The organism is Cohnella sp. GbtcB17, assembly GCF_019091135.1.
Taxonomy (GTDB): Bacteria; Bacillota; Bacilli; order Paenibacillales; family Paenibacillaceae; genus Cohnella.
Genome location: NZ_JAGXJW010000107.1, coordinates 1 through 9,811, shown reverse-complemented (window position 1 = coordinate 9,811; position 9,811 = coordinate 1). Strand labels below are relative to the sequence as shown.

At 42.6% G+C, this 9,811-nt stretch carries 16 protein-coding genes; 6 read left to right on the top strand and 10 right to left on the bottom strand.

Annotated features, from left to right (window positions below; all coding sequences use genetic code 11):
* Window positions 1-168 precede the first annotated feature (168 nt).
* The gene (locus KVT38_RS32415) at window positions 169-447 is read left to right on the top strand and encodes a LexA family transcriptional regulator (RefSeq protein WP_217597886.1); all 279 of its coding nucleotides are present in this window, start codon (window positions 169-171) and stop codon (window positions 445-447) included.
* 152 nt (window positions 448-599) lie between these two features.
* Here the strand turns inward: KVT38_RS32415 and KVT38_RS32410 are convergent, their stop codons facing one another.
* From KVT38_RS32410 to KVT38_RS32400, 3 genes are all read right to left on the bottom strand, one after another.
* A complete protein-coding gene (locus KVT38_RS32410) occupies window positions 600-1,034 on the bottom strand; it encodes a hypothetical protein (RefSeq protein WP_254639730.1) in 435 nt (144 codons plus the stop codon).
* Window positions 1,035-1,118: 84 nt separating this feature from the next.
* Window positions 1,119-1,544 carry a DUF3888 domain-containing protein gene (locus KVT38_RS32405; protein WP_217597885.1) on the bottom strand — a complete coding sequence of 142 codons (426 nt, stop codon included), beginning with the start codon at window positions 1,542-1,544 and terminating at the stop codon, window positions 1,119-1,121.
* 94 nt (window positions 1,545-1,638) lie between these two features.
* Window positions 1,639-2,073, bottom strand: coding sequence for a DUF3888 domain-containing protein (locus KVT38_RS32400; RefSeq protein WP_254639729.1), 435 nt, complete (start codon window positions 2,071-2,073; stop codon window positions 1,639-1,641).
* A gap of 450 nt (window positions 2,074-2,523) precedes the next feature.
* On the opposite strand from KVT38_RS32400, the gene KVT38_RS32395 reads away from it, so the two are divergent.
* Together KVT38_RS32395 and KVT38_RS32390 are read left to right on the top strand one after the other, a co-directional pair.
* Window positions 2,524-2,859: a hypothetical protein gene (locus KVT38_RS32395; protein WP_217597884.1), complete on the top strand. Its 336-nt coding sequence runs from the start codon at window positions 2,524-2,526 to the stop codon at window positions 2,857-2,859.
* A gap of 16 nt (window positions 2,860-2,875) precedes the next feature.
* The gene (locus KVT38_RS32390; protein WP_217597883.1) at window positions 2,876-4,051 is read left to right on the top strand and encodes a DUF6575 domain-containing protein; all 1,176 of its coding nucleotides are present in this window, start codon (window positions 2,876-2,878) and stop codon (window positions 4,049-4,051) included.
* Between the two features lie 86 nt (window positions 4,052-4,137).
* Here the strand turns inward: KVT38_RS32390 and KVT38_RS32385 are convergent, their stop codons facing one another.
* Entirely contained in the window at window positions 4,138-4,851 is a 714-nt protein-coding gene (locus KVT38_RS32385) for an NPCBM/NEW2 domain-containing protein (protein ID WP_217597882.1), read from the bottom strand.
* Between the two features lie 167 nt (window positions 4,852-5,018).
* On the opposite strand from KVT38_RS32385, the gene KVT38_RS32380 reads away from it, so the two are divergent.
* Window positions 5,019-5,360, top strand: coding sequence for a helix-turn-helix domain-containing protein (locus tag KVT38_RS32380; RefSeq protein WP_217597881.1), 342 nt, complete (start codon window positions 5,019-5,021; stop codon window positions 5,358-5,360).
* A gap of 25 nt (window positions 5,361-5,385) precedes the next feature.
* Window positions 5,386-6,120 (top strand): Crp/Fnr family transcriptional regulator, encoded by a 735-nt coding sequence (locus KVT38_RS32375; protein ID WP_217597880.1) that lies wholly within the window; start codon window positions 5,386-5,388, stop codon window positions 6,118-6,120.
* A gap of 78 nt (window positions 6,121-6,198) precedes the next feature.
* On the opposite strand, the gene KVT38_RS32370 is transcribed toward KVT38_RS32375, so the two are convergent.
* On the bottom strand, window positions 6,199-6,456 hold the full coding sequence (locus tag KVT38_RS32370) for a hypothetical protein (protein WP_217597879.1): 258 nt from the start codon (window positions 6,454-6,456) through the stop codon (window positions 6,199-6,201).
* Between the two features lie 710 nt (window positions 6,457-7,166).
* Between KVT38_RS32370 and KVT38_RS32365 the strand changes: the two genes are divergently transcribed.
* Window positions 7,167-7,385, top strand: a complete 219-nt coding sequence (locus tag KVT38_RS32365) for a hypothetical protein (protein ID WP_217597878.1) — start codon at window positions 7,167-7,169, stop codon at window positions 7,383-7,385.
* A gap of 360 nt (window positions 7,386-7,745) precedes the next feature.
* Here KVT38_RS32365 and KVT38_RS32360 read toward each other — a convergent pair whose 3' ends face one another.
* The 5 genes from KVT38_RS32360 to KVT38_RS32340 form a co-directional block, all read right to left on the bottom strand.
* Complete coding sequence (locus tag KVT38_RS32360) at window positions 7,746-8,159, bottom strand: hypothetical protein (RefSeq protein WP_217597877.1); 414 nt, start codon at window positions 8,157-8,159, stop codon at window positions 7,746-7,748.
* 184 nt (window positions 8,160-8,343) lie between these two features.
* On the bottom strand, window positions 8,344-8,718 hold the full coding sequence (locus KVT38_RS32355; protein ID WP_217597876.1) for a hypothetical protein: 375 nt from the start codon (window positions 8,716-8,718) through the stop codon (window positions 8,344-8,346).
* A 57-nt stretch (window positions 8,719-8,775) separates the two neighbouring features.
* Window positions 8,776-9,132 (bottom strand): hypothetical protein, encoded by a 357-nt coding sequence (locus KVT38_RS32350; protein ID WP_217597875.1) that lies wholly within the window; start codon window positions 9,130-9,132, stop codon window positions 8,776-8,778.
* Between the two features lie 116 nt (window positions 9,133-9,248).
* A complete protein-coding gene (locus KVT38_RS32345) occupies window positions 9,249-9,518 on the bottom strand; it encodes a hypothetical protein (RefSeq protein ID WP_217597874.1) in 270 nt (89 codons plus the stop codon).
* A 98-nt stretch (window positions 9,519-9,616) separates the two neighbouring features.
* Window positions 9,617-9,811, bottom strand: a 195-nt coding sequence (locus KVT38_RS32340; RefSeq protein WP_217597873.1) for a hypothetical protein, incomplete at its 5' end; no start/stop codon positions are given.

Genomic DNA, 9,811 nt, shown 5'->3' with positions numbered 1-9,811 from the left:
AAAACACCGCCGGATGCTTTCCGAACGGTGCTCCACAAGTCACAACAGCAAGAGAGAACGCGGTCAGCACCAATGCACAATAACGTTTGTTCTTAATATGATGAAGCTGAGATTGTCCGTATCAAGGTACAAGATTGGTTAAACTACAGAAGGGAAGGAGATGCGGACGTGCTACCAGATAAAGAACGTAAGGTACTGCGTATCTTGGCTGCCTATACATACAAACATAAGCGATTTCCGAGCATGTGGGAACTCTGGAGAAAGACAGGGAGCCGAGAAGCGGATCTTGTGCGGACACTGAAAGCACTGGTGGATAAAGGCTTTATCGAATGGGATCAAGCTAGCCATCACACTTCACGGATAATAAAAGAATGGGAAGACGGTGTTATGGTAAAGCACCAGAAGGATTCACGGGCGCTTGAACCTTGGGAAATGGCGAGCTTCTAAGCTTGTACTTGGGCCGTGGGTGCCAATGGATAACATATACTGAATGGCGGCTCTGCGGCCGCCATTTGTTTTGGTTGCTTGTTCGCAGAGCTGCGGGTAACTGTAGCTGCCCTTTGGAAAGTTCAACTAACGTTCACCGTTAGCGCAATCCACTATTGCATTTCTGTTCGTATATTGATTACCCCATTAGATTGAGAATTACTATCGCTACCCAACGCCTGGGCATGAATGTGATGATGAAGTCTCTGGTTGCCAAACTCCCACGTTAAAGACCATCCGTCACTTCCATCCTTGTCGTAACCAATGAGTTGCCTTTCTCTCCAAGTTTGTGTCCCAGTGGGGATCAGCCAAAAAAGAACCGTTTCTGTATTTTTTGCTTCAGCATAAATTGTCATTTTTTCTACGCCTTGTGGAACAACCCACCATCCTGGCTCCGTTGGTAAGTCCGTATCTAGCTTTAGTAGCTGAGCAGGCGTAGCAGATAATGGTGTTTGTCCTATAAGTAAACTAATTGCTAAAGCTATGTTCTGCAATGCAATCATATGCAAATTCACCTCATTGGTTAATGTGACCAGTTGAGTAACCATGCTATTCTGCCTGTTAGTTGAGAAAGCAGCCGATCATACTGACCGACTGCTTCCGTGTGATGGAGCTAACGTTCTCCGTTAACCTCAGCGATTTAGCTGCTGAGGGAGCACTACATTACGATACTCTAAAAGTCGTATGTTGGATTCTGAAGGCCTTTTGTTTTTATTTCGGGTCGAATCAATTTTTAACTTCAATATGTCAAGACCATAACCTTCATATTTATCTAAATGATCATCAACTTTTATCATTAATGCAACTTCATACGTCCAATTATTCGACGTGACCTCGCTCCTTGCATCTACAATACGAGGCTCAAACCATACGATTTCATGCCCGTAATGATCTGTAACATATTTTGTTATTGTAGGCCGCAACATATCGAAAAAGATTTCTTCTGAAGTCACATATACTCGTTTAACTGACTCACCTTGTTTTGGTTCAGCTTGTACTGGAGTTGAAAGTCCTAAAGAAACCAAGATTAGCATTGAACCCATCCAAATTTTTTTCATTTTTCATCACCTCGGCGTTACTTTCTCCAAGTGTTATAAATTTATTCCAGTATCACCGAGGGTTTTGAATAAAGGCAACCGAACTCTGGCTGCCTCATTGCTTCAAAAGATCTTGGTAGTTTGGAGGGAAGTCACTCTTATTTGGCCCTTTGAGATGCTTAAAGCTTTTAAGTTCGACTCCAAATGGTGAAATTCGATATGTAAATATATCTTCACCAACAGAGATATGTGGACCAACTGTTGGATTCGCATCAAGTGTGATTAAAAAATCAAAACCGCGGAAACCATTAGTCCTCACAATTTGATTGACACCCACAAAGTAAGGATATATATCAGGTGATACTGAAAGTACATTTGAATAGACCCCGGCCAGCTTCTCATGCATTTGCGGTAGTAATAGCAATACAAGCATATCTTGAAGTTGCAGTTCCCTTGAGTCCTTATTTGGCGATTCAGCCATTGCACTACCCATTCTGTAGTGCGATCCAAACATTGAACTTAGGATTACAAAAAAAAGTAATACCTTCAATTTTATCTCCCTCCAATCCCTCTAATTTCAAAGTTGAAATTATTCTGTCCAGGTAAGGGGAACGTAATTCATCAACGTAAACTGCTCGTTAGCTTAATGATATTCAAAGTCGATATAAAAGTATCTATGCTTAAAACAAGGCGAGCATAAATCGGCGAAGTCTGGCGGTCATATGGCTGCCGTTTGTTTTCATACTTTAATAATTCGAGTTATACCTTGGTTATTACCTTGATAGTCTTCGATTAATGCGCGTAAGGGATAAAGATTGAGCCTGATATTGCAAGGCCTCTGTCTATTAGTCTAAAAAAGACTTGCTTTGTTACAAGCGTCCGGTAATATATTACAGTAGATGCGAATGCTAGGCTTTTAGTATTGGTAACATGGGGGAATAATATTATGTGGCCCACACATTTTCCTGCTGAATGCCCTGTTGGTGCTAAGGGGAAAACGATGGAAGTATACAGATTAGTTGATAATGATCCGCCTACAGCGCATGATTTTTTATCTAACTTTATTACTCAACCTAACCGTACTTTTACTGATATATGCCAAGCTTGTGGGCTTTCTGTATTTAAAGAAAAAGAAGATGCAATCCACCAGAATGAATTAATGGCTGCTTCTATATACTTTAAAAGAAAAGGATTGCCTAAAAAAAAGCTTGCTCTGGGTACTACTGATCCTCATTCTGGGCTTGTAAAGAATACCCCAACAAAAGATCACAAGTCGCATATGACTTACTGGGTATTTCAGGGTATAAGCATTGTTCACCACTTCAAGGTTATCTAAGAGGGAGGGGAGGTATATGGAACTCTTCAATACTCCCTTAGGGGAAATGAAGATAATCGAGCATTACCTTTATTACGATAGACCCTTCATTTTTTTATGTCAGGATAAACTAGGTAGCCTTTTTATTGTGCATCTTATTGATGATGATGATACATGTGAAAAATGGTTTCTAATCCCCTCTAGCCAATTGAGAGTCGAAATGGTTAGAACCGGTAAAATGTCTCTTAGACAGTCTGTACTCTTATCTGAGACAACATGGTTGTGGGAAATTACCACGCCTTTTGATGGGTCTATTGGAAGTGCAATACGAAGGAATTGTGACACTTTACAGGAAAATGATCTACCAGAAGAAAATGCGTACCTGAACTTCCCTGACAATCGACTGCCAGCATTAAATCTGGATGCAGAACAACAAGCGCAACAATCTTTTAGGGACGTACTTCTAATGTATTTAAATGACGGTGAACATTCACAGCTCATAAATGCAGAACACTTAGGGGCGATCTTGCTAAGATCACAAGGGTTGCTTCAGACCCTTGTTTATAAAGAAGGCAGTTCAAGAGGGCGAATACCTAAATCCATAAAAGACGAAGCTACAATGTATTATGCAGGGGATTTTGCAGCGTCAGTTGGAATTAAGTTAGAAGCAAAATATAATGGGACGATCGAACCACCTATCCACGGGGCATTAAAGACGCTTCTTAATTTATTAAGTGCCGGAGCATCAAAAGAACGCTTAATAAGTGTTTTATCAGGTATACAGAGTCGGACCATTACAAGATACAGATTTCTGCTACAGGCCCTTGAACAAGCGAATGTAACCTTTAAAGCAGAGTGGGCTGCTCCTTCTATGGAAAAGGTCACGGCAGTTTTATCGCTTGAAGATATTAGAGGTGCAATCGAACTGCTGGAAATGGAGGGCGAGGACTTAACTCAAAGAATTACTCTAAACGGTGAACTTGTTGGAATAATAACTGACAAAGAAAAGAAACGTTTTAATTTTGAGTTTCTTTCATATGATGGTGAAAGATACAAGGGCACTCTATCGGACAATCTAATTGAACAAATAGATGCAGGTCTGAGTTGGAATGTCCCCGCCAAAAATATAACCATTGAATTGGATGAAACTATTGAAATTAATCCAGCGACAAGCGAGGAACGTGTTACATACAAAGCAATAAGTATAAGTTAAGTCAGTTTATTGAACGTACCTAGGCTTGGATTTGGCTATATCATTACTCTAAAGGAGCCCTAACTGGGCTCCTTGTCTTTGAAAAGTCATCTAATAAGATAAGCATTTGCAATGTCCACCGTGTTATAACCATCCGTTTCGTACTTGATGGTTAAGTTCATTACTCCGGTAACATCAACAATCAATTCTTGCGGACTTGAACCTTCAACAAGAGTATATCGTTTAATTTCTCGACCATCTCCAGAAATCGTAACAGTAAACGTATCCTTGTTTATAGCATTATCATCGAGACCTATAAGACCAGTAAAAGTTTTATAATTTGAGTCTAGGGCATAATGTACTTGAACGTTTGATCTGTCTCTGAGTTGAATTCCTGAAGTATAGGATTGACCGTTCATAGCCATTTCTTGATTCACCTGAAAATAATTAGACGGGGATAAATTCTCTATTTTTAGTGGGTTTAAATTAGCGAGGTAGACGCCTTCTCCTTTCTCACTGCCGACTAAAACGGTGCTATTCTTCCCATCCCATTTCACTTCTTTTCCGAGCATTTCAGCGACCATCCGCATTGGAAGGTAATTGGTACCTTTGTACATAAATGAAGCCGGAACCTTAGTACCATTATTATCATACATTCCATCGCTTGTGGTTTTATCCACTCCGTTGATTTTAAAGAATACCTTTTGTAATGAGACTTGAATACTTTGAGACGATGAGGCGGCAAAGCCTATTGATCCGAAAAACAATGCTCCTACAACAAAACCACTAACTGCATACTTAGCTTTTGACCAACTGTTCACTGAAAGCCCTCCTACATATTCGGTAGTTAAAAATCAGAAATACACACTATAAATTTGAAAAATAGTTACTATTATTATTTATAAATGTTGAAAATTCGTCAAGTCCTACTTTTAGTGTGTTAATTGTTAAATCTACCTCTTGTAAGCTTGATTTGAGGTGGTTTGTGATGTCCGAATTAATAAGGCGCTTAGGCGAACGTATACGACTTCTACGTAAGCAAAAAGGTTTAAGCCAGGAGACACTTGGCGGGCTTGCTGAGTTACATACAAATTATATAGGACAGGTTGAACGTGGAGAGAAGAACCTAACTATCGAATCACTTGAAAAGATTGCTCATGGGTTAGATATTTCTTTGGAGCAGTTATTCCGCTATCTTGACCCGATGACCACAAGTGACGAAACAAGCGAGCTGCTCGAACTTCTCCACGAACGTTCCAAGGATGACAAGGCCTTAGTACTATCACTGGCCAAGTCTGTTTTTGACTGGGAGCGCACAAAACGTCAATAGTAGCCAGCCGAGAAGGAGCAAATGTATGTATTCGTCTGTCCTCGACACATCATTCTTCAAGGGTGTAATAGATTCTGCGGACTTTAAGTATGTGGAGGGACTATTTATTGAACGGCGCTATCCCAAAGGCTCTGTCATCTTTCTGCAAGGTGATGAAGCACATGAGATGTATGTCATCAAGTCCGGCGCGCTTAAAATATACAGACAGGACGAGGGCAGAGAAATTATACTCGGTCATCAGTTTCCGGGCGAGGCCATAGGAGAACTTGAGGCATTCCACTATGACAATAGACGGCTAGCATCTGTATCGACCATTGAGGAGACGATACTTTGGATGATTCGCAAGTCTGATCTCGACAGGCTTTCCGAGAAATATCCGGAGTTGTTACGCAAAGCCCTCTACATTGTCAGCGAGAGGCTTAGTCAAGCCAACCGAAAAATCGAGTATTTATCGTTTCTTGATGTACGCGTAAGGGTTGCCAACCTCCTTTTGGATCTGAACTCTAACTTCGGAGCAGATACAAACCAAGGGAGACTAGTCAGGTTCCGCGTCTCACAGCAGTATCTCGCAAACATGATCGGCGCTGGACGCGAGTCTGTCGCTCGGATACTTACTGAGTTTCAAAAGGAACGCTTAATCCGCATAGTTGCCAAGGATATATATCTTGAAAATATGCCCGAAATCATGCGTCTGTCCGGTTCGAGCTCGGAGCCACAAGAAGAACGTTTATGGCACTCAACCCACAAATATATGATATAACTTCCATGTCGAAATTTCTGTATCTCAGTCGACAATAAAACTGTGACTTTGGACACAGTTTTATTCAGTCGTGATCCGTTACTCATCGTTATGATCGTTCATCGTACGTGTCAACTCGGCCTTCTTTAACCTGATGAGCATGATCTGCGTATAGGTCTCTTTTTGACGTTCAGCAATGTCAGTCAGGAGTTCGGAAATAATCGTAGTGTCCAAGGCTTCTCCAAACTTGAATACCCAGTGACAGAGCGCTGCCCCTGCTTCCTCCCACGTATCCAAAGACCTAGATAGCCTATCTTCCTCTCTAACAGTCGCATCGTACAGTTCCTGATTGCTCATCACGTGACCTCCGTTTCAGATAAAAAATTCTGATCATAATACGAGCCAATTCAGCCCGTCAAATTTGGCGGTGTTATTTTAGAAGACAGGCACGGAGTACGCTGTTCGTACCGGGCACTTCGAAGATAACTTCAATATAGCCGATGTATAGCGTCACATAGCCGAGCCAAGCGGTTGCTGCCACTGTTCGGATTGCGATTTTCAACAAGCATCACATTCCTTCGCTCAAGTGCGTTTTCCCACATTAAAACATGACAAGTTGTTCGTGCGTAAGGGAATTCCCCTTATAGTAAATCCTTTCTTGACACGATCTTAGGTAATCATGTTTTGATGTGAAGTGAGATGAGGTGAATTAAATCGGTAAACTTTTTGAGCTTGGAGAAATTGTTGTGACAACAGGAGTTCTCAATAAAGTAACGGATACAGAGCAACTTATCTGCCTTAATGCACATGCATGCGGCATTTGGGGCGAAGTCAGTAATGACGACCGTTTGTCCAACAGTAACGGCGTGCTTCATGGCGAAAGAATCTTGTCTGCTTACACAGTCCGAAGTGGTGTAAAGTTCTACATCATCACTGAAGCTGATCGCTCAAAGACTTCGTTATTATTACCCCACGAATACTGATGTTGGGCAGGAGGAAGAACAAAACCGATCACCAAGTCAAGGTCGTTCTGCAAAGCCTCATCGACCATCTCATTGAGACCAAAAGTGAAGCACTTGACCAGCACGGTCGGGGACTACGGGATTCAGATCGACATCACAGATTCCATGATCCAAATTCTCGTCGCCCATGCTGAGACATACGAGTTGTATGCTTGGATGACCTACCTAAAGAAGGAACGAAGGCTCGGTATCCACCACAGGCGAGATCTGCTTGCCAAGTTCCTGAATGACCTCATCCTGCTTGGACAGATGGACATCATCTAAGAAGGAACATTTCATTGATTGTGAATTTTGTTACATGTTAAAATGGATTTATGAACGAGGGTCACGATGGCTTCCACGTTGAGTTGATGGAAACGAAAGAGGTGGTACATCGAACACATCCGTATATCATCTATCGTGGCTTCGTGTAAAACTACAAGGTTCCTATGCCTGTAGCATTCACAGTTATGAAAGATGCTTACTGTGACAGCTTGGTTCGAGCCTGCATCGATGACCACCGGCTTTTGCCGGGGTTAATGGCACACTTCTTTAAATGATTAGCAACCACTCCCACATTTTAAATAAAAGGCCAGAGGCTAGAGCAACGGGACCTGACACAGCCCGTAGTTCTGGCCTTCATTTTTATCCCATCAATCTTCCGGATAAATAAATGTGCTGTATTTTCTGTGATAATCTTTTTACTTCCGGAGATTCAATTCTCTCCCTCCAGTGTTCCATTTCAAAATCTTCTGGAAATTCTTCTTGAATCCCGTACTCTTCAACATCATAAAAAATTGCTTCAACGTATATCATTTCATTGGTTTCTTTACATATAAAAATGTAAGGATCTGCAAACGTATACCAATCTTTATTATAAATCTGCATTCGGTAGCCTTCTTCATTCAGTTTGATTGAAGCTTGCACCTTATTATTGGCATGAAGCCAGATAATGTTCGACTCATCGTCTGGAGAATAAATAAAATCATCGTTATCAATCAGCTCCATAAGCCACTGCAATGCCCGCTGGCTGTCGGTTGTATAGGTCGATTCAACCATGAATTTTCACCATCCTATTATTGTTTTTTAGGCTTTGTTCGTTGAACCAACGGAACTGATACAGCCTTTAATGTTGGCATTCGCATCTCGCATATCGACCATTATGAGGCCTGTCATTAACATGCTGTACATAAGCAGCAATGCCTATTGGACGTTTTCTAACCTGTCCTGGCCATGGTTCTTATTAAAGTAGATGCATTGCTGCAACATACAGGCTTCTAATGTCTGCACACCATTTAGCCATACGCTCTGGCTTGCGGCGAAATGTTACAGTCCCTTCTTTAGTAAAGAAAGCAACTTCATTACACACGCAATCGACTTCCAACCAACAATGTCTTTGAAAATGCGAAGGCCGAGGACCTGGAAAGGAAAGATTCTCAAATATAAAGTTTAACAACATTACTTCTCCATCAATACGCCCAAAGTGTAAAAGATAGGCTTTTGTTGCTATGATGAGCCGGTTTTCAGAAAGCTCTATACGTGTGTCGGCAAACCCCGTTTTTGGTAGCAGGCGAATGGCTTTGATCATTGTCTGAATAAGGCGATAACGATTGCCCAATGGTGTTTCCTCCCTTCGGGGTCCCCGCAGCCTGTCAGGTCTACGGGGTCATGCATATCAGATTTGGTAACGGATGCTTTTGACAATGACCGCTCGCAGGTTCTTAGTAAAATTGGCGTCGGCTACGGCTTCACTGTAGATTTCGTTAAAGTATGCAACCCGGTTTTGTTGACGTCGGGTGTTCAGACCGATTGCAAAGTACATAAACGTCCTGTAAGTCATTTCTCGGCTCAGCCCAGCCTGTACAAGCCTTGTTGCCATGTGAATCTCCCTTGACCGCCAACCTCTGCAGGACTTGGGATACTTCAGCGTCTTCCGGTAGCTATCTAGGCTGGGGGCCGTAATGCGGCGAAGTTGCTTTGGGTTAGCAAGTTTTCTTGCAAGTACAGCGAGTGACATTTTCTTCTGGGTCATCGGATATCATCTCCTTAAGCTTAAGATACTGAAACCTACATTGTGCGGGAGTCTTTCGTCAAGCCCCCCGGCTCGTCTTTCAAAGGGCGGCGAACCGCCCCAGGGTTTGTAGCCGTTCAGTCACCATACTCGTCTTCATCACGGATCGTCCCAGCAAAGAAGTCGTCTGGGTTATACGGAGGATATTCGTCATGTTCCCTATCCGCACCATTTTGAGCGTCTAGATCAGCTTGGACTTCTTCGTCAGTCGGCGGGCACCCCGTTGCTTGCCGTTCCAGTTCTTCGTCAATCATCGCTTCCGTCGGATACCCCTCATCCTCCAGACGCTTTTGTTCCGCCCAGTCTGGCTTAGGCATCTTGTTCGGATCGTATTGCACATCCATCATCCTTCCGTTTTGGTTTACATATATGGTGTACCATGCGCGTGAGACAACCGTCAGCGACCCTCCAAACGCACGTTCTTATTTGAAAGCCATAAATGTGTCTATTTTGTGAACACAAACTCTGTTTCACCGCTTTTTCCCGGCAAGGCCTGCCCGAAGCAGGTATGATATTCCGATTGATACTTCTGGCGCAGCGCATACAAGAAGGCCTGTACAGGGCATGGCGAAGCCGACTGGTGAGGATGAAAGAACGGAACTAACGGTGGAAGGTAGCCGAAAGTACACCTATCCCCAAC

What these genes read in the sequence shown, in the direction of transcription:
- KVT38_RS32410 (WP_254639730.1), bottom strand. Translation starts at nt 1,034, where the DNA reads ATGGTTACTCAACTGGTCACATTAACCAATGAGGTGAATTTGCATATG.
- KVT38_RS32405 (WP_217597885.1), bottom strand. Translation starts at nt 1,544, where the DNA reads ATGAAAAAAATTTGGATGGGTTCAATGCTAATCTTGGTTTCTTTAGGA.
- KVT38_RS32395 (WP_217597884.1), top strand. Translation starts at nt 2,524, where the DNA reads ATGGAAGTATACAGATTAGTTGATAATGATCCGCCTACAGCGCATGAT.
- KVT38_RS32390 (WP_217597883.1), top strand. Translation starts at nt 2,876, where the DNA reads ATGGAACTCTTCAATACTCCCTTAGGGGAAATGAAGATAATCGAGCAT.
- KVT38_RS32380 (WP_217597881.1), top strand. Translation starts at nt 5,019, where the DNA reads ATGTCCGAATTAATAAGGCGCTTAGGCGAACGTATACGACTTCTACGT.
- KVT38_RS32375 (WP_217597880.1), top strand. Translation starts at nt 5,386, where the DNA reads ATGTATTCGTCTGTCCTCGACACATCATTCTTCAAGGGTGTAATAGAT.
- KVT38_RS32370 (WP_217597879.1), bottom strand. Translation starts at nt 6,456, where the DNA reads ATGAGCAATCAGGAACTGTACGATGCGACTGTTAGAGAGGAAGATAGG.
- KVT38_RS32360 (WP_217597877.1), bottom strand. Translation starts at nt 8,159, where the DNA reads ATGGTTGAATCGACCTATACAACCGACAGCCAGCGGGCATTGCAGTGG.
- KVT38_RS32350 (WP_217597875.1), bottom strand. Translation starts at nt 9,132, where the DNA reads ATGACCCAGAAGAAAATGTCACTCGCTGTACTTGCAAGAAAACTTGCT.
- KVT38_RS32345 (WP_217597874.1), bottom strand. Translation starts at nt 9,518, where the DNA reads ATGATGGATGTGCAATACGATCCGAACAAGATGCCTAAGCCAGACTGG.